20 protein-coding genes are annotated in these 18794 nt (G+C 54.6%); 18 read left to right on the plus strand and 2 right to left on the minus strand.

Annotated features, from left to right (window positions below):
* Window positions 1-70: 70 nt before the first annotated feature.
* The 8 genes from PW844_RS20065 (at window position 71) to PW844_RS20100 (ending at window position 8577) form a co-directional block, all read left to right on the plus strand.
* Entirely contained in the window at window positions 71-733 is a 663-nt protein-coding gene (locus PW844_RS20065; protein WP_208717024.1) for an OmpA family lipoprotein, read from the plus strand.
* A 152-nt stretch (window positions 734-885) separates the two neighbouring features.
* Entirely contained in the window at window positions 886-1881 is a 996-nt protein-coding gene (locus PW844_RS20070; RefSeq protein WP_299455605.1) for a LacI family DNA-binding transcriptional regulator, read from the plus strand.
* A gap of 66 nt (window positions 1882-1947) precedes the next feature.
* A complete protein-coding gene (locus PW844_RS20075) occupies window positions 1948-2973 on the plus strand; it encodes a LacI family DNA-binding transcriptional regulator (protein WP_299455607.1) in 1026 nt (341 codons plus the stop codon).
* A 162-nt stretch (window positions 2974-3135) separates the two neighbouring features.
* A complete protein-coding gene (locus PW844_RS20080; protein ID WP_299455609.1) occupies window positions 3136-3882 on the plus strand; it encodes a sugar phosphate isomerase/epimerase in 747 nt (248 codons plus the stop codon).
* 10 nt (window positions 3883-3892) lie between these two features.
* Window positions 3893-4840, plus strand: coding sequence for a sugar kinase (locus tag PW844_RS20085; RefSeq protein WP_299455611.1), 948 nt, complete (start codon window positions 3893-3895; stop codon window positions 4838-4840).
* A gap of 62 nt (window positions 4841-4902) precedes the next feature.
* Entirely contained in the window at window positions 4903-6183 is a 1281-nt protein-coding gene (locus PW844_RS20090; protein ID WP_299455613.1) for an MFS transporter, read from the plus strand.
* A gap of 69 nt (window positions 6184-6252) precedes the next feature.
* Window positions 6253-7236 carry a glyoxylate/hydroxypyruvate reductase GhrB gene (gene ghrB, locus PW844_RS20095; protein ID WP_299455615.1) on the plus strand — a complete coding sequence of 328 codons (984 nt, stop codon included), beginning with the start codon at window positions 6253-6255 and terminating at the stop codon, window positions 7234-7236.
* A gap of 93 nt (window positions 7237-7329) precedes the next feature.
* The gene (locus PW844_RS20100) at window positions 7330-8577 is read left to right on the plus strand and encodes a valine--pyruvate transaminase (RefSeq protein WP_084878203.1); all 1248 of its coding nucleotides are present in this window, start codon (window positions 7330-7332) and stop codon (window positions 8575-8577) included.
* Here PW844_RS20100 and PW844_RS20105 read toward each other — a convergent pair.
* Window positions 8574-10028, minus strand: coding sequence for a PLP-dependent aminotransferase family protein (locus tag PW844_RS20105; RefSeq protein ID WP_299455811.1), 1455 nt, complete (start codon window positions 10026-10028; stop codon window positions 8574-8576). The two genes, PW844_RS20100 and PW844_RS20105, sit on opposite strands and share 4 nt — an antisense overlap.
* Window positions 10029-10247: 219 nt before the next feature.
* Here PW844_RS20105 and PW844_RS20110 point away from each other — a divergent pair, with 219 nt between their 5' ends.
* From PW844_RS20110 to PW844_RS20155, 10 genes are all read left to right on the plus strand, one after another.
* The gene (locus PW844_RS20110) at window positions 10248-11714 is read left to right on the plus strand and encodes a hypothetical protein (protein WP_299455618.1); all 1467 of its coding nucleotides are present in this window, start codon (window positions 10248-10250) and stop codon (window positions 11712-11714) included.
* A gap of 17 nt (window positions 11715-11731) precedes the next feature.
* Window positions 11732-13009, plus strand: coding sequence for an acetyl-CoA carboxylase biotin carboxylase subunit family protein (locus tag PW844_RS20115; RefSeq protein WP_299455620.1), 1278 nt, complete (start codon window positions 11732-11734; stop codon window positions 13007-13009).
* Window positions 12997-13704 (plus strand): class II glutamine amidotransferase, encoded by a 708-nt coding sequence (locus PW844_RS20120; RefSeq protein WP_299455621.1) that lies wholly within the window; start codon window positions 12997-12999, stop codon window positions 13702-13704. Before PW844_RS20115 ends, PW844_RS20120 begins: the two co-directional genes overlap by 13 nt.
* A gap of 6 nt (window positions 13705-13710) precedes the next feature.
* Complete coding sequence (locus tag PW844_RS20125; RefSeq protein ID WP_299455623.1) at window positions 13711-14511, plus strand: 2OG-Fe(II) oxygenase; 801 nt, start codon at window positions 13711-13713, stop codon at window positions 14509-14511.
* Window positions 14512-14539: 28 nt separating this feature from the next.
* Entirely contained in the window at window positions 14540-15040 is a 501-nt protein-coding gene (locus PW844_RS20130; protein ID WP_299455625.1) for a YbaK/EbsC family protein, read from the plus strand.
* Between the two features lie 20 nt (window positions 15041-15060).
* On the plus strand, window positions 15061-15966 hold the full coding sequence (locus PW844_RS20135) for an EamA family transporter (RefSeq protein ID WP_299455628.1): 906 nt from the start codon (window positions 15061-15063) through the stop codon (window positions 15964-15966).
* A 215-nt stretch (window positions 15967-16181) separates the two neighbouring features.
* The gene (locus PW844_RS20140; protein ID WP_208717011.1) at window positions 16182-16484 is read left to right on the plus strand and encodes a hypothetical protein; all 303 of its coding nucleotides are present in this window, start codon (window positions 16182-16184) and stop codon (window positions 16482-16484) included.
* On the plus strand, window positions 16441-16935 hold the full coding sequence (locus tag PW844_RS20145; RefSeq protein WP_299455632.1) for a hypothetical protein: 495 nt from the start codon (window positions 16441-16443) through the stop codon (window positions 16933-16935). Before PW844_RS20140 ends, PW844_RS20145 begins: the two co-directional genes overlap by 44 nt.
* A complete protein-coding gene (locus PW844_RS20150; RefSeq protein ID WP_299455634.1) occupies window positions 16928-17248 on the plus strand; it encodes a hypothetical protein in 321 nt (106 codons plus the stop codon). The genes PW844_RS20145 and PW844_RS20150 overlap by 8 nt, the downstream gene beginning before the upstream one ends.
* A gap of 19 nt (window positions 17249-17267) precedes the next feature.
* Window positions 17268-18140: a hypothetical protein gene (locus tag PW844_RS20155; protein WP_299455636.1), complete on the plus strand. Its 873-nt coding sequence runs from the start codon at window positions 17268-17270 to the stop codon at window positions 18138-18140.
* A gap of 64 nt (window positions 18141-18204) precedes the next feature.
* Here PW844_RS20155 and ibpA read toward each other — a convergent pair whose 3' ends face one another.
* Complete coding sequence (ibpA, locus tag PW844_RS20160; RefSeq protein WP_299455638.1) at window positions 18205-18621, minus strand: small heat shock chaperone IbpA; 417 nt, start codon at window positions 18619-18621, stop codon at window positions 18205-18207.
* Window positions 18622-18794 lie beyond the last annotated feature (173 nt).

Below are 18794 nucleotides of genomic sequence, written 5' to 3' on the forward strand. Positions count from 1 at the left end.
CCCTCATGATTTAACGGCATAATCAGCACCGTTTTGGGTTTTTCCCCCCATTTAAATCGAAGGGACTTTTATGAATAAGCACACTGTTGCACTGGCCTTGTTACTGAGCGGCAGCCTGGCATTATCTGGCTGTACCACCAACCCTTACACCGGCGAATCACAGGCAGGTAAATCCGGCATTGGCGCGGGCCTCGGAGCCGTGCTGGGCGCGGGCGTCGGCATGCTGTCATCCTCGAAAAAAGATCGCGGTAAAGGGGCGCTGATTGGCGCGGCTTCCGGCGCAGCACTGGGGGGCGGTATCGGTTATTACATGGATGTGCAGGAAGCCAAACTGCGCGACAAAATGCGTGGCACCGGCGTCAGCGTCACGCGCCAGGGTGACAACATCGTGCTAAATATGCCAAACAATGTCACCTTCGATTCCAGCAGCAGCAACCTGAAACCGGCGGGTGCCAATACCCTGACCGGCGTGGCAATGGTACTGAAAGAGTATCCAAAAACCGCCGTCAATGTGGTTGGCTTTACTGACAGCACCGGTACGCGCGCCCTGAATATGCGTCTGTCGCAGCAGCGTGCGGAAAGCGTTGCCAGCGCGCTGATTGTGCAGGGCGTCGAAGCCAGCCGCCTGCGTACCCAGGGCATGGGGCCGGATAACCCGATTGCCAGCAACAGCACCGAAGCCGGCAAGGCGCAGAACCGCCGCGTCGAGATCACCCTCACCCCGCTGGGATAAATCTTTTGGGCCTGCGCTGTCAGGCCCATTTCGCACGTTTTTACTCCACTTTTGACGCTTGCTGCTGCCCCTGCCCTCAAATATTATCCCCCCGTAGAGCCGCCGATTTCTTTATGTTAGCTTGATCAAAAATTGATCAATGGAAGCCCATCATGTCGCTGAAAGCCATCGCCTCCATCCTCGGACTTTCCGTTACCACCGTGAGTCGTGCACTGAATGGCTATGATGATGTGGCTGAAGACACGCGCAAACGTATTGAAGAAGAAGCCAGCCGACGCGGCTATCGTCCCAATGCCGCGGCTCGCCAACTGAAGACCGGCCGTACCAACACCGTCGGGCTGGTGATACCCGATAGCGTATTGCCGCTAAGTGATAGTCATTTCACCGGCATGCTGCAAACCATTGATCAACGCCTGGCCCGTGAAGACATTGATCTGCTGATGCTGGCCGATAAACCCCAGGACCAGCAGCGCACGCTGCGTATGCTGCGCAGCCGCGCCATGGATGCGCTGATCGTTACCCATACCACCCCCGATGATATCCGCCTGCAACGTCTGCAACAGAAAGGTTTCCGCTTCCTGTCGCTGGGACGTAGCCAGCTGGCGCAGCCCTATGCCTGGTTTGACTACGATAATCACGCCGGGGTAAAGCTGGCGACAGAACACTTTCTGGCAAAGGGGCTGACCCGGCTGGGGTGGATTGGCAGCAACGAACCCAGCTCTTTTGTGCGCGACCGCCGCCAGGGGTTCCTCGATGCCATCGCATCGCACCAGCCGCCGGTTCCTGTGCCGAAGCTTGCTACCGTAGCTCCCTCACGTCGTGCGGGTTATCAGCAAACCTCGGCCTGGCTGGCGAGCGCCCCTCAACCGCAGGCGATCATTACCGATTGCAGCCCGCTGGGAGAAGGTGCCGCCATAGCATTGCAACAGGCCGGGCGGCTCAGCGGGCCGCAGGCCATTCCGTTGTTTGTTTATGACGGGCTACCGCATGATTCGATTATCGATCACCCGGTCAATGCCATCCTGCAATGCTCACAGCAACATGTTGGCGAAAAGATTGCCGAGATGGTGCTGCAATTGCTGGACGGCACCCCCCCTGAACAGGTGCAGGCCCTGTGGCAACCGCGTCTGCTCCTCACTTCTGACTAGCCGGTTGTTGCGCAGCGGTGTTCCTGTGGTAGTCTTCGCCTGTTTCTTTTGATTCAGGTATATGCAATGAAGACCAGGCCGCCACGCGCGACTATCAGTGATGTTGCCCGTACGGCAAAGACCGGGAAAACCAGCGTTTCCCGCTATCTGAATGGCGAGCAGAATCTGCTGTCGCCCGACCTGAAAGCGCGTATTGAACAGGCAATTGCTGAACTCGATTATCGCCCCAGCCAGATGGCGCGTGGGCTGAAACGTGGACGCACCCGCCTGATTGGCCTGATCATTGCGGACATCACCAATCCCTATTCCGTTGATGTGCTGAGTGGTATTGAAGCCGCCTGCCGCAGCCACGGTTTTACCCTACTGATGTGTAATACCAACAATGAAGTGGATCTGGAGCAGCATTACCTGCAACTGCTGAGCAGCTATCAGGTGGAAGGCATTGTGGTGAATGCGGTCGGCATGCGTGAAGACGTGCTGCGCCAGCTGCAACAGTCAATGCTACCGATGGTACTGATTGACCGCAAAATCCCTGATTTCGCCTGTGATGTGGTCGGGCTGAATAACCCGGAAGCAGCGCAACAGGCCACTCAACACCTGCTGGATAACGGTTATGAAGCGCTGCTGTTCCTCAGCGAGCCACTGGGTAGCGTCAACACTCGTCGCGAGCGACTGGCGGCGTTCTTTAGCACCGCGCAATCGCAACCTGCGGTGCAGGCAGAAAACACCGAAGTTGCCCTGCATCAGCCCGCCCTGATGGATGCGGCGCTGCGCGATTTCCGCCAGCGTCATGCTGGAAAACGCTGTGCCATCGTCGCCGCCAACGGCGCGCTGACGTTGCAGGTGGCGCGCGCAATGCAACGTCTTAACCTCAACTGGGGCGAATCCATCGGCCTGCTCGGCTTCGATGAGCTGGAATGGGCTGCGCTGGCCGGGCCTGGCATCACCACCCTGAAACAACCTACCTGGCAGATCGGCTATGCCGCGCTGGAAAAGGTTATCGCGCGTATTGAAGGCGACGATCAACCGATTTCCGAGCAGGTATTTTCCGGCGAACTGATTGTGCGCGGCTCCAGCCAACGGCTGCGTTAATTTATTCGTTAAAACCCGCGCGATAAATCGCGCCGCTACAGCCTCCCACGGCCCACTTCGTGAGCAGGATCATACTTCCGCGATCTGTCGCTTTTCTTTGGAACCGGTTCCATCTAACGTTTTTATAACGTTTGGCATGCTGTTCACGCCCGGAGAGATGAGATGAAACCAGAAATTATCGTTGTTACAGCCGCTTACGGCACCACCAAAGTAGCAGAACTGGGCGGTCAGGCTGCGCTGCTGCCGTTGATTAAGCAGGCAGGGGCGGATGGTGTGGAAATCCGCCGCGAATTATTCGGTGCTGATGAGATTAGCCAGCTGCCCGCGCTGGGTGAGGCGATTGCTCAGCAAGGTCTGAGCGTGTGCTATTCCGCACCGGAAACGCTGTATCTGGCCGATGGCGCGCTGAACCCCCATCTGGCACAACTGCTGCGCGAAGCCGGGCAGCTCGGGGCACAGCGCCTGAAACTGTCGCTCGGCCATTATGTCGAGCCACACTTCGACGCCCTACTTGCGGTACTGAACGCATCCCCGGTCAAACTGGTGGTGGAAAACGATCAAACCGCCGATTGCAAACTGGCCCCGATGCAGCGCTTTTTCCATCACGCCTTTGACGCCGCGCTGCCGCTGCACATGACCTTTGATATGGCGAACTGGCACTGGACCGGCGAAGACGCCATGCAGGCGGCACAGCAGCTGAGCCGCTATGTCGGCTACGTGCATGTCAAAACTGCCGTGCCTCATCACCCCAGTTTCCGCGCCATCGCGCTGGATGACAGCCCCGAAGACTGGCGCGCCCTGTTACAGGCGCTGCCCGGTGATGTACCTCGCGGTATCGAATTCCCGTTGGAAGGCGACGATTTAGTGGCGGTAACGCGTCACTACGTTGACCTGCTGCGCGCCTGCTAAGGAGCTGACAATGACGACCCCGACGCAACTGGATGTGGTGACCATTGGTGAAGCGATGGCGATGTTTATCGCGGAGCAAACTGGCGATCTGGCCGCTGCCGAACGTTTTACCAAACGCATCGCCGGTGCCGAACTTAACGTGGCAATTGGTCTGGCGCGCCTGGGATTGCAGGTGGGTTGGGTGAGCCGGGTGGGTGACGACAGCTTTGGTCGCTTTACCCTGCAACAGCTGGCAAAAGAGGCGGTTGATCATCGCTGCGTCACTGTTGATACGCGTTATCGCACCGGTTTTCAGCTCAAATCCCGCGTCGATGATGGCTCCGACCCTGAAGTGGAGTACTTCCGTGCCGGTTCCGCCGCCAGCCATCTGTCGCCGGATGATTTCAATGCCAGCTATTTCGGCCATGCGCGCCATCTGCATCTGAGTGGCGTGTCGGCAGCGATTTCCGAGACCTCGCTGGCGCTCTGCAAACATGCCGCCAAAGAGATGCGCGCGCAGGGCAAAACCATCTCCTTCGATCCCAACCTGCGGCCGGTGTTGTGGCGCAGTGAAGATGAGATGCGTAAACAGCTGAACCTGCTGGCGGAGTACGCCGACTGGGTGCTGCCGGGTGAGCGCGAGGGATTGATTCTCACCGGCTATCGCCAGCCGGAAGCCATCGCTGATTTCTACCTGGATAAAGGCGTCAGAGCGGTGGTGATCAAAACCGGCAGCGATGGTGCCTGGTTCAAAACTGCCGACGGTGACAAAGGCCTGGTGGCCCCGATTCGCGTTGACAAGGTGGTCGATACCGTCGGTGCCGGTGATGGCTTTGCCGTCGGCCTGATCAGCGCCCTGCTGGAGGGCAAAACGCTGCCGCAGGCGATCCTGCGCGGCAACAGAATCGGCTCGCTGGCTATTCAGGTCGCGGGCGACAGCGAAGGGCTGCCGACACGCGCCACCCTTGGCGATTACTGATACCTGCACAAACACATGTAGTGGCGCGATAAATCGCGCCGCTACGAACAGAGGATAAACGTATGAAAACGCAGACAATCGCGCCAAAACGCTGGTGGTTTATCATGCCCATCGTGTTTATCACCTACAGTCTGGCGTATCTCGATCGCGCGAACTTTAGCTTCGCCTCGGCCGCAGGCATTAACGACGACCTCGGCATCACCAAAGGCATGTCATCGCTGCTCGGCGCGTTGTTCTTCCTTGGCTACTTCTTTTTCCAGATCCCTGGGGCGGTGTATGCCGAACGCCGCAGCGTGAAAAAACTGATTTTCTGCTGCCTGGTGCTGTGGGGGCTGTGCGCCTCGCTGACCGGGGTAGTGAGCAATATTCCGATGCTGGCGGCCATCCGTTTTGTGCTCGGCGTGGTGGAAGCGGCGGTGATGCCCGCGATGCTGATTTACATCAGCAACTGGTTCACCAAATCCGAACGTTCACGCGCCAACACCTTTCTGATCCTTGGTAACCCGGTGACGGTGCTGTGGATGTCGGTGGTGTCGGGCTATCTGATCGATTCCTTTGGCTGGCGTGAGATGTTTATCTTCGAAGGGATTCCGGCGGTGATCTGGGCCGTCGCCTGGTGGTTCCTGGTGCAGGACAAACCGGCACAGGCGAAATGGATGAGCGACAGCGAAAAAGCCGCGTTGCAGGCGCAGTTGCAGAAAGAGCAGGAAGGCATCAAAGCGGTGCGTAATTACGGCGAAGCCTTCCGTAACCGTAATGTTGTGCTGTTATGCCTGCAATATTTTGCCTGGAGCATCGGCGTATATGGCTTCGTGCTGTGGCTGCCCTCCATCCTGCGTAACGGTACGCAGATGGGGATGGTGGAAGCGGGCTGGTTGTCGGCGGTGCCTTATCTGGTCGCCACCATCGCGATGATCGTAGTGTCGTGGGCCTCGGATAAAATGCAGAACCGTAAACTGTTTGTCTGGCCGCTGCTGCTGATTGGCGCGCTGGCCTTCCTCGGTTCGTATCTGGTGGGTTCCAGCCATTTCTGGCTGTCGTATGCGTTGCTGGTGATTGCCGGTGGTGCGATGTATGCCCCTTACGGTCCGTTCTTCGCCATCATCCCGGAAATGCTGCCGCGTAATGTGGCAGGCGGCGCGATGGCTCTGATTAATAGCATGGGCGCACTCGGTTCATTCGTCGGCTCATGGATTGTGGGTTATCTTAATGGCGCAACCGGCAACCCATCGGCCTCTTACATTTTTATGGGGGCAGCCCTGCTGGCGTCAGTCTGGCTGACGCTGGTCGTCAAACCCGCTGAAAACAAAACGCCGCCGTTGCACGGGGCAAAACACGCCTGAAAGCGTAAGCTGAAATGACTTTTCCGGGCGACGCTGGTCGCCCGTCACTCGTTCTACAGGGAGCAAAAGATGAAACCTGCTGTGATTGTTTATAAGGGTCAGAAAAGCCTGCCGGAAGAACTGTACGCGAAACTCGACGCGCACTTCACTGTCACCGAAGTCAACGACATTTCCCCGGAAACCGTCAATCAACACGCAGCCCTGTTTCAACAGGCTGAGGGCTTACTGGGTTCAGGCGGTAAAGTGAATGCGGACCTTCTGGCAAAAATGCCTGCCTTGCGCGCCTGTTCAACCATCTCTGTCGGCTATGACAACTTTGATGTCGCGGCGTTAAACCAGCGTGGTGTGGTATTGATGCACACACCCACGGTGCTGACCGAAACTGTGGCCGACACCATGATGGCACTGGTGCTGAGCAGCGCCCGCCGCGTAACAGAACTGGATGCCTGGGTGAAAGCCGGTCAGTGGCAGAAAAGCATTGGCCCGGAGAAATACGGCGTCGATGTGCATCACAAAACCCTCGGTATCCTCGGCATGGGCCGCATCGGTCTGGCGCTGGCGCAGCGCGCGCATTTCGGCTTCGGTATGAAGATTCTGTACAACGCACGTCGTCAGCATAGCGAAGCGGAAACCCGTTTTGGCGCCCGCGCCTGCAACCTGGAGACGCTGCTGAAGGAAAGCGATTTTGTCTGCATCAGCCTGCCGCTGACTGAACAGACACATCATATGATCAGCACCGCACAGCTGAAAATGATGAAGCCGAGCGCCATTCTGATCAACGCTGGACGCGGTCCGGTGGTCGATGAACAAGCGCTGATCACGGCATTACAGGACGGCACCATTCACGCCGCGGGGCTGGACGTGTTCGAGCAGGAGCCTGTCCCTGCCGATTCCGCACTGCTGAAGCTGCCGAATGTGGTGACGCTGCCGCACATCGGTTCCGCCACCCATGAAACCCGCTACGGCATGCTGAGCGATGCAGTGGATAACCTGATCGCCGCGCTGACCGGCAAAATCGAGAAGAATTGTGTCAATCCTGAGGTTGTGAAATAAGGCTTTGCACCTTTTCCCCGCCTGACCATTGCGCCTGCATGTTGCGGGCGCTATGGTTGTCCCCAATCAGTCATCACAAAGTTTTAACCTGCTATGTCTTTTTCACAGTTCGGCGACAAATTTACGCAACATTCCGGCATCTCACGTCTGATGGAAGATATGGGTGAAGGGTTGCGAACCCCCGGTACCATCATGCTTGGCGGCGGAAATCCGGCGCAAATTCCGGCCATTAACGACTATTTCCACCAGCTTTTGCAGCAGATGCATCAGGAAGGCAAGCTGAGCGAGGCGCTGTGCAATTACGACGGCCCGCGCGGCAAGGCTTTGCTGCTCGATGCGCTGGCAGCCATGCTGCGCGAGGAGTTCGGCTGGCCATTAACGGCGCAGAATATCGCGCTCACCAACGGCAGCCAGAGCGCGTTTTTCTATCTGTTTAACCTGTTCGCCGGACACCGCGCCGACGGCAGCAAAAAACGCGTACTGTTCCCGCTGGCCCCGGAATACCTCGGTTACGCTGATGCCGGGCTGGAAGAAGGCTTGTTTGTTTCCGCGAAACCGAACATCGAACTGCTGCCGGAGGGCCAGTTTAAATACCACGTCGATTTTGACCATTTGCCGCTGAATGACGAGGTTGGTCTGATCTGCGTATCACGCCCGACCAATCCCACCGGCAACGTGATCACCGATGATGAACTGTTACAGCTGGATGCCCTGGCACAGCAGCACCAGGTGCCGCTGCTGATTGATAACGCCTACGGTGTGCCCTTCCCCGGCATTATCTTTAGCGAAGCACGCCCGCTGTGGAATCCCAACATCATCCTGTGCATGAGCCTGTCAAAACTTGGCCTGCCCGGTGCGCGTTGCGGCATTATCGTTGCCGATGAAAAGACTATCAGCGCCATTGGCAATATGAACGGTATTATCAGCCTGGCACCTGGCAGCATCGGCCCGGCGATCGCCAACGAGATGATTGTGCGCGGGGATTTATTGCGTCTGTCGGAAGAGGTGATCAAACCGTTTTATCAGCACAAAGTGAGCGAAACGATCGCTATCATTCGCCGCTATTTACCGGAAGATCGCTGCCTGATTCATAAACCGGAAGGGGCGATTTTCCTCTGGTTGTGGTTCCGCGATTTGCCGATCTCCACCGAAGCCCTGTATCAGCGCCTGAAAGCACGCGGCGTGCTGATGGTGCCTGGACACTTCTTCTTCCCCGGCCTGGAGCAGGAATGGCCGCATACCCACCAATGTATGCGCATGAATTATGTACCAGACGCGGAGAATATTGAACGCGCGGTGCAGATTCTGGCGGAAGAACTCGAAGACGCCTGGCGCGCTTAATCCTGCTTTGCTTCTACCAATGACAGCTGGCACCACTGTGCCAGCTGGCGAATTGCCTGCTCCACTTCCGCATTCCAGCCAAACCCGGCGTTGAGCCGAAAACAGTGGTCGTAGCGGTGATCGGTGGCGAATATATGCCCCGGTGCGATGCCAATCCCGGCATTGCGCGCCTTGAGAAACAGCGCACGCACGTTCAGCGCCTGCACCGGCATCTCAACCCACAACACATAACCGCCTTCCGGATCAGACACCCGCGTGCCCGCAGGAAAATAGCGCAGCACCGCCTGGCGCATCTGGCGGATTTGGTTCGCCAGTTCGCGGCGCAGCTTACGCAGATGGGCATCGTAACCGCCGTTGCGCAGCAGTTCGGCAATTGCCGCCTGCGACAGCACCGAGGTGCCCATGGTTGAGGTGTATTTTAACGAGGCGATTTTGCGCATGTAGTTGGCGCTGTGCACCCAGCCAATGCGGATGCCGGGTGCCACGGTTTTTGAGAAGCCGCTGCACAAAATAACGTTCGGGCTGAAGGCGCGCATCGGGAACGGACGGCGTTCACCAAACGCGGTGTCACCGAAGATATCATCCTCAATAATCACCACATCGTTTTCATCTGCCTGACGCGCAATATAGGCCTTCTGTTCGTTGGGAATACTTTTGCCCAGCGGGTTGTTGATGTTGTTAATACTGAGGTACGCCTGCACCGCTTTGCGCTGGAACAGCGACGTCAGTTTTTCCACGTTGACGTAGCCTTCCGCACCCGCTTCCACTTCAATCACCCGCAGATTAAGGTTGTGCAACATTTGCAGTAGCACGAAGTAGCACGGCGATTCCACCGCCACGATATCGCCTGGCCGTGTGGTGGCGCGCAGCGACAGCGAGATTGCCTCGATGCAGCCATTGGTGATTAGGATGTCATCGGCGTTGATGTTGCAGCCATAATCCACCGCGCGGCGGGCGATCTCCGCTTTGAGCGGCGCATAGCCAGTGCCCTTGACGGTGTTGCCCAGCAGCGCCGGTTTGCTGTAGCCCATCTGGCGCATCAGCAGGCCAATTTTCTTTACCGGATACAGCGAGATATCGCCGTTTGCCAGGTCCAGTCGTACCCGACAATCCGAGCCGACCATCGCCAGATGCAGCTCAGTCTGCTCATCCAGCGGTGCAATTTCGCGCGGCTGCTCGTGCGGAACCAGCGGCAATTTTTTTTCCGCTTTACGCGGCGCAACAAAAAAGCCGGACTTAGGACGCGCCACCGCATAATGCTCATCCTCAAGGGTGCGTAATGTTTTTAGCGCGGTGGTCATGCTGACATGGTACTGCGTCGCCAGGGTGCGTACCGAAGGCAGACGGCTGTCTGGCGGCAGCGATCCGCTGTGAATCGCCTGCTTGATCTGTTCTGCTATCTGACGGTAACGACTGCTCTGACTCTCCTGTTCTTCCGTTTCACCCGCCATCTGTTCCACCCCATATCGTGCTGATCTGTGCGTATCCATCAGATTACATTCAAAGTAGTTTAGGCTGCATCTCTTAAATAACGATGCGCAGCGGTGGCAAGCCAACAGCCACACAGCATAAGACCGAGACATTCATTCCGTAACACCTTCGTGGCCCGTGAGCAAGGTTGTCGACTTCAAGGCGACTGCGATTTTATTAGCCAAAGGAAAAAGTGAAAAATGAATAATCTGTCCACCATGATGAGAGAAATTGAAGGATACCTGTCCAACGCCATTCTCGAATCAGCCCAGGCCTGTTCCCGCCGTTTGCTCGCCGCTTTACCCGATACGCATCATCCTGAAAACAACCGTGTGCTACTCGCCTATGGCGGTGGCAAAGACAGCAGCTACATGGTGGCGTATGTGCGCTACATCCAGGGGCTGATCTGGCAACAGCACGGCAGCACCTTCCAGCTGCGCATCAGTACCAACCGCCATGCGGCGATGAACGACAGCGTGATGGAGAACATCGATCGCGTCTATCGCGCGCTGCATATCCACAACGATGACTTTACCGAATGTCTGGTGACCGACGGATTACAGATTCGTCCTTTTGCCCGTCATTTGCCGATGCCGGAAGCAGTGCACCAGCAAAATCGCAACGATGTGCTGATGAATGGCCACCGCTTCCGCGCCGATGCGCGTTCCACCTTCTGTAACGCCTGCAACCTCAGCATGGTGAACTCCTTTGGCCTTGCTGCGCACTACGATGGCGGGGTGGATATGATCATCACCGGCGATTCCCCGCAGGAACAAACCGCTTACCTCGCGTGGGCGCGCCATCTGTCACGACTGTTTAATGCGCCAGTGGCGGATAAATCACGCGGCTTTAGCGGCTTTCTGCAAACCCTTGATGGCGTCGCTGAACGTTATTTTGCTGATATCTACGGTGCCGATCAGGTCACACCGGCGCACCGCATCACCTGGCAGCTGGCCCGCGACCCGCTGTTCTTCAATATCTATCAGGACACCGCCTATGAAGCGGGCGCGCACTGGGCGCTGCTGACGGAGTTTATGCATTTCCGCTTCGATGAACTGATGTTCAGTTTTTCCGAATCGGACTGCGGCAATCCCACCTTAATGGCACATATTCGCGGTCTGCGCGCGGAAACGCTGTTGCAGCGTAGCTACGCCGAAGGCATTCGCGAATATGTGCGCTTTGCGCTGGGGTTGATGCAGCAAAAAGATTTCCCACCCCAGCTGATTGAGGAGATGGCAGCGCGTTATCAGGATGATGAGGCCATCGCCCGGGCGCGTCAGCGCGCTGCGCGGTTCGCGGAACAGGCCTTTGGCCTCAATGAAACCCAGCTGGTGTGCATGATTTATTCCCCATTTATCGCCAGCGGCAGGCAGCTGGCGTCCTGGTTACACCAGCTGCCGCATCCACCCCAGGAGCAGGCCGTGCGGGCGTTGCTGGCGGGAGACAGTAACGATATCCAGCTGGCACAACAGCTGGAGCAACTGTCCGGCCTGACCATCACCCAGATGCGCCATTGCTGGCGCAGCGCGCAGGTGAGTTCGCTGCTGGATAACCAGCAGCACGATGCCCTATCGCGCGTGTTGCGCTTCGATCCACACAAAGCGGTGATTCAGGTGAACAATGGTGTCCTACAGGACATCGTCACAGAAGTGATTTCCGGGCGCTAACCCGGTAAGGCTAAGCGATGAGAAAGATATTCCTGCAGATTGGCGCGACCCGTGACGGGCAAAACCCGTACTGCGCCGTGGCGAAACGCGAAGGCTATTTTACCGTGCTGGCGGAGATGGGCGACTTTATCGATTACCAGTCGCTCAGCTTTACGCTGCCGTTCGATCTGATCGTGCGGCTTGACCGACCAGAAAACCCCTGGGATGTGTTGCAGGCCTGCCTGCGTGCCGGGCTGCTGGAGCATCCCCAGGTGGTGCTGGCGGGATTTGAAGCCTACAACGTCTCCGCCGGACGGGTACGCGAGATGCTGGCTGGCCCGGATGCCGGTCCCGGTTTTATTCCCCCGGATAAATATGCGCAACGCATGGCGCTGCGCAAAGCCTGGCCGCGTTTCCCGCAGCCGGAATTTCGTTTCTTTGCTTCTCCGCTCAGTATCCGCGATGCGCGTGAGGCGCTGCTTTATCCGTGCGTGATCAAGCCGGTTGATGGCGGTGGCGGCCTCGGTATCTGGCTGGTGGAACAGGCCAGCCAGCTCGACACCGTGATCAATAAACTGGTCGATACCATGAATTACGGCGGGCGCGGTTTCTCCGGCTTTATCGTCGAAAGCTGGCTGTGCGGCGATGAATATTCGCTCCAGGGGGTGGTGGATAACGGTCACGCGGTGGCGCTGACCTGCTGCCAGAAGGTGATCGAACTTCACAGCGATCAGGACGGTAGCATCAGCTTTTACGAATCCGGGCATGTGGCAATGGCGGCACAACAGTTGCCAGCTTCCTTCACCAGCCTGATGAGTTTCTGCTGCGAAACCTTTGGCTACCGTCAGGGGGCCTTTCATATCGATTTCATTGTGGTCAATGGCGAGCCGCATTTTCTCGAAATGGGTTTCCGTCTGTCGGGGATGGGTGTGGTGAATCTGGTCGAGGAAGTAACCGGCATTAACTGGGCCGAGATTGCCTTTCACATCGAAGCGGGACACGGCATGCCTGAGCTGCATTTCTGCCAGGCCGCTCAGGTGGTGGGACGCTTACGTTTACGCCAGCCGCTGCAATATCGTCAGGCGGAACAGTGGATCGCCCAACAGCAGCGCGGCCAGCTATTGCCACCGCTCAATCTGCCTGCGCTTGAAGTCTCGCCGCGCTCTTCACTGTACGCCGATTTAACCCGCCATGCGGGCATCCTCGCCACCTTTCGTCTGCCGGGCAACAGCCGCGACGACGTGCTGGCGACCTTCCATCAGATTCTCGATGTCACGTCCTTTGCCACCCGGGGGGATTTACTATGTGCAGAATGATTCTGGCGCACGGACAGTTTGATGCCACAGCGGTACTGGAGGCGGCGCGCGCGATGAGCTGTGGAGAAACCGCCACCCATGATGGCCCGATCAAACAACATCCGAACGGCTGGGGCTTGTTGTGGCGGGAACAGGGTCATATTCGCACGCTGCACGGCACCGGCACTTTTGCCGATGCGCTGCCGGGTATTGATGTGGATCGTCTGCGTGGCCGCTTTCTCGCGGTACATGTGCGCCATGCCACGCTGAGCAAAAATCAGGGCATCGAATTTTCCCATCCGCTATGGCGTACCAGCGGCCAGACGCAGTGGCACATGATGCACAACGGCTTTCTGCCGACAGTGTATCAGCAGCTCGGCATGACGGAGTCACGCTTTGACTCGGCGGAATACCTGGAATATATGGTTGATCGCGCCACGCCTGCCGATTTCACCCGTGATTATCTGCGCAACAAGATGGCGCAGGTGGCCCCGGGCGGCAGCGCGGCCAATGCCATTTTTGTCACCCGCGAGAAAGCCTGGGCGTGGCAATGGCATCCCGATGACACCCCCTACCCGGATTACTTCACCCTGCACCACTGTCAGCATAACAACAGCACGTTTATCTCTTCTGAACCCATTGCAGCACTGGGCGCGGCGTCCACCTGGCGTCGTATGAGCAACCATGAACTTCATGAAATTCCTTTGTCGGAGTGAACAAGCATGGCCATTTTCAATCAGATACGCGTTATTAGCCCCAAAATGTTTGTGGAAAGTACCTGGCTGGATGACATTGTTACTGCGCGCGTACCGCTGCTGGTGCTGCGTAATTTCCTGACCCCGGAAGTGCGTGAAGCGGCGGTGGATGACCTGCAACTTTGCCGCGAAAAGGTGCGGGTATCCCACTACCCCAACGGTGCACTGACCACTCTTGGCCCCTATCTGGCGAAGCATACCGCTGCGCCGGAAAACTATTTCACCGAACTGCGTGATATCCAGCCCGCGTTACCGCCGTCGCTGCACTGCCTGCGTGACCAGGTTTACAACTGGGTGAAACACGCTTTGCGGCTGGAAAGCCTGCAAACCGCCACCGATCCACAGCACGGCGATTACGCAGGTTCGATTGTGCGCTTCCATGCCAATGGCGTCGCTAATCCGCTGCATAACGACAACATCGTACGCGATGCGGCGGGCAGCGGCCTGGTCGTGACCGATATTTTGCATCAACTGAGTTGCGTAGTGTGCCTCCAGGAATGCAACGCCGGGGGTGAATTACGCATCTTTAATAAGAAATGGCAGCCGGTGGACGAGCGCTTTAAAACGCCCGGCGAACTCGGTTACCAGAGTGGCGTGGTTGAGCATTGCGAAACCTGCGAATTTTCGCCGCGCAGTGGCGATATCTATCTGTTTAATCCTGCTTTTTATCATGAAATTGATCGGGTGGAAGGCGATACGCGCATCACCATGGGCTTCTTCTTTGGTCTCACCGACAAAAAGATGAAGCACGCGATTGCCTGGAGTTAACCCGAGGCCCGTCATACGAGGAGAAAAGATGACAACCTTTGAGAAAGTGATCACCCAACTGGAGCAGCATCAGGCGGATTATCGTGTGATTGAGCATGAGGCCATCGGTCAGACCGATGTCATCAGCGCCATCCGGGGTAACGAGCTGAATCAGGCCGCAAAGGCGATGGTACTGGAAGTGACGATGCCGGAGGGCGCGGAGGCCCGTTACCTGCTGGCGATTGTGCCGGGTGATTGCAAAATTAACTTCAAAAGCGCCGCCCGTGCCATCGGCGGCAAGAAATCGAGCTTTGCCGCTGCGGAAAAAGCCCAGGAGCTGACACAGTGCGTGATGGGCGCGGTGCCACCCTTTAGTTTTGATGACCGGCTGGCGCTGCGTGTGGATTCACGCCTGCGTGATGTCGGTACGCTGTGGTTTAACGCCGGGTTGCTGGAACGTTCAGTGGCGCTGGATGTGAATGATTATTTTCGTGTTATCGGCGATGACTGCTGCGCAGAGATCGCCACCCCCGTGACGGCCACCGCCTGATCGCGGCAGAAGGAATTTTTATGTCAGTCAAAGATCTCTTATTAGCCCTGTGTGTGGTACTCGCCTGGGGCGTCAATTTTGTGGTGATTAAGCTGGGGCTGCATGGCATGCCCCCCTTTTTGCTGGCAGGACTGCGTTTTACTCTGGTGGCATTCCCGGCGATCTTTTTCGTTAAACGCCCGGCCATTCCGCTGCGCTGGCTGGTGGTGTATGGCATGACCATCAGTTTTGGTCAGTTCGCCTTTCTGTTCCTCGCCATCAAGCTGGGTATGCCAGCCGGCCTGGCATCGCTGGTGGTGCAGGCGCAGGCCTTTTTCACCCTGATACTCGGCGCATTGCTGCTGGCGGAGAAACTGCGCTGGAACCATATCGTCGGCATTCTGGTGGCGACCCTCGGCATGTTTACCCTGGCAACAGCCGGGATGGAGGGGCAAACCACCGCAGGCATTACGCTCACCACCATGATGCTGACGCTGGCGGCGGCGCTGTCGTGGGGATTGGGCAATATCACCAACAAAATTATTCTGCGTAACCGCAAAGTGCCGGTGATGTCGCTGGTGGTATGGAGTGCGCTGGTGCCGATGGTGCCGTTCTTTGCCTGCTCATGGTGGTTTGAAGGGCAAGAGACGATTGTCAGCAGCCTGATGAACATCTCGCTGCAAACCGTGCTGGCGCTGATCTACCTGGCCTTTGTCGCCACCATTATCGGCTACGCGATCTGGGGCAATCTGCTGAGTCGCTACGAAACCTGGCGCGTGGCACCGCTGTCGCTGCTGGTACCGGTGGTGGGGATTCTCAGTGCCGCGTTGATTTTGGGGGAAACCCTGTCAGCGCAGCAAATGCTGGGGGCATCGGTGATTATTCTCGGTCTGCTGATTAATGTGTTTGGTGGGATGGTGAGCCAGCGATTTCTGGTGAGGACCTGACGCATCGCAGGGGTGTCGGGGTATGTAACCCCGCCACCCCGAATCACATTCCCCGTCCCCACAGTTGTCTTTCCTGTCGCTCTCAGCAGATCACTGCGCCTCGTCGAAAAAATTAAATAACCTTTAAAAACATACAATTAAATATTGAGGCACAAATTGTACTTTTACAATATCACTTTTGGTGCCATTATACTGAAAACTGACGAGGTGAAGCCGTGAAAATATCATGTCATCTGCAAAAGAGAATGTCGGAAAGAAATATATCTCTGGGAGTGATTAATTTAGTAATGTCACTTGGCTCCTTTAGCGATAACAGCGAGAGATTGATATTAGATGAGAAGACATTGGCGTTAGCCATTCAATGCACCGATTCACTGAAAAAACAGTTAGTGTCTTTACAGCAAAAAAAAGGGGCAAGCGTCGCATTAACCGACGATCTGCTTATGACTTCATTTTTTCATTATGGTAAAAAAAATGCTAAAAATAAACAAAGACAAAATATTAAGCAATTCAGCTGACACTACCATTGTATTGCCGGTACCTCCACAAAAAATGAATTTAAAAATACATCGGGCAGACCTTAAATTCATCGATGAATTGGCACTTAAAATTGATACAACAAGGTCGGCCATTCTCAACAATATCATCAGAAAGATTTTAATTGAAAAACTGAAGTCTGAAGTCACCGAATTTGATAGCCAGGTGTTATTAGCGATTGAAGCTGATAAGTTATCCTCGCAAAATATCATTGATGGCTGTAATGACCTGGAGGAGAGCTGGATATTTGAAGTTGCCAGGGCAGAAATCAAGCATGAAATTCTCTATAAGTATAATAACTTCAAATTGTCAGAGCAGGATCAATATACTGACATTCTCAGCAAAGAAGAGATCGCGTTAGAAAAACACTCTGATGAACATAATTTTTGTAAACAACTTATTGAGCAGAAACTGGTGAATAAAAATGATTAAGAATCAAATCGAAAAAATGAAGATCAACGCAATTAAAGATTCTCGCGATCTTTACGAGACCGTATCAATTAAGATACCCGCTAAAAGTTATGCCATGCTCGAGTTATTAAGTCGTTTGAGCTCCGAACCTAAAACCTCATTACTTACCAAAGATATCTCTGAAACCTTATACCGGATTGTCGCTACGGAGAGTGAGGAAACTGATTTAATTGAGGAGATTATCAATAAAATCGATCCTCAATACTACCAGGAATCCTTCGTTGACCAGTTAATTAATAATAATATTATTATTCACTCCACTCCAGAGAAGTAATTATCGACAGGGAATTAAAATGCCTCTTGTATATATCACAAAATATTCTTTAATTAAGATTGGTGGCATCCTTGATATACCCTATGAAAGATCTCTCTCTGCCAGTAAAGCGATTCATACAATAATAGCGTCACATACAAAAGAAAAAATATTCAGCTCACCTGAACTTAAGGTAATGACGATGACGCTTGCGGTGAACGACATCCTTAATACAGAAACTGCTGACAACATAAAAATAATGAATCAGAGAAAATCCGAGTTTCATTCACGTAAGCAAAGGGTGATTTTCTATCAGGACAGGCTAACTTATCATTATTATAAAGATTGTCCAAATCTGCTGTCAGACTATAACAACTTCACCATCCCTGTTGAAATCCCTGAGCACAGAATAGAAGAGTATCGACAATATTTCATTAACAACATCGATACTTTTAACCGGAATGAAGAAGCTTACTATGCCCAGGCAAATGCTTTCTTTCGGGTTCATATGAGTCCGATTAAAAAAAGCCACCACGCAAACAGTGGTAAGGAATCAGTTTCAAGCAATAATCTGCTGCAATCTTCAACAGATGAAGAGGACGGAAAATATATTGAAGAAGCGTTGTCTTTTTTTCAAACTTACAAAAAGACAATAAATAAATATGGTTATGCTTCTCACCTCAAAGAAAAGCTGCTCCAGGAAAATAAAATGTCTATTGAGGATTATAAAATCATCACCGCATGGCATATTCTCAAGACGAATACCAAAAGCGAAATCATCAGCAAAATAATCAAAATAAATCAACACAGCGAACAATTATTTTCTGAGGAAGTGATGATAGCATTAGGGTTTCATGGTTGTGCGACATGTAAGACACTTAATGAAAAATCAATAAATAAAGCGCTGATTTAGTGGGAAAAGAACCGCAGTCCTTTGACAGGATTGCGGTTCTGAAGGTGGCAGTTAACGCTGACTCTTATTTCAAAATTTCAATCCGACGCGGTTTCGCCTCTTCGGGGACGATGCGTTCCAGATCGATGCTTAACAGGCCATTTTCGAGGCGCGCATCGCGCACAATGATATGGTCGGCCAGCTGGAATTTTCGCTCAAAGTTACGCTCGGCGATGCCCTGGTACAGGTATTTGCGTTCCTGTTGTTCCTCGGGATGCGCGCCGCGCACAACCAGCATATTGTCGTGTGATGTGATATCCAGCTCAGTTTGAGCAAAGCCCGCTACGGCAATGGTGATACGGTAGTGGTTTTCGTCTACCAGCTCGACGTTATACGGAGGGTAGCCACCATTGGCCTGGTTCTGATTGGATTCCAGCAGGTTAAACAGACGATCGAAACCAATAGCAGAACGATAAAGCGGAGAGAGATCAAAATTACGCATATTAGGACTCCTGATATTCAGCAAGTTTTGGCAACCTTCCACCATGGACAGGTTGTGCGGCCCGTTGCTCTCCCTGTCGGCAAAAGCAGCGTGACCTTATCCTAAAAGTGGGTGCGGTTTTGTCGCTTTCAAGTTTTCATCAGGATTTTCTTGCAGCAATTCTGATGAAATAG

Origin of the sequence: Pantoea sp. (assembly GCF_028283705.1) — a bacterium.
Taxonomy (GTDB): Bacteria; Pseudomonadota; Gammaproteobacteria; order Enterobacterales; family Enterobacteriaceae; genus Pantoea.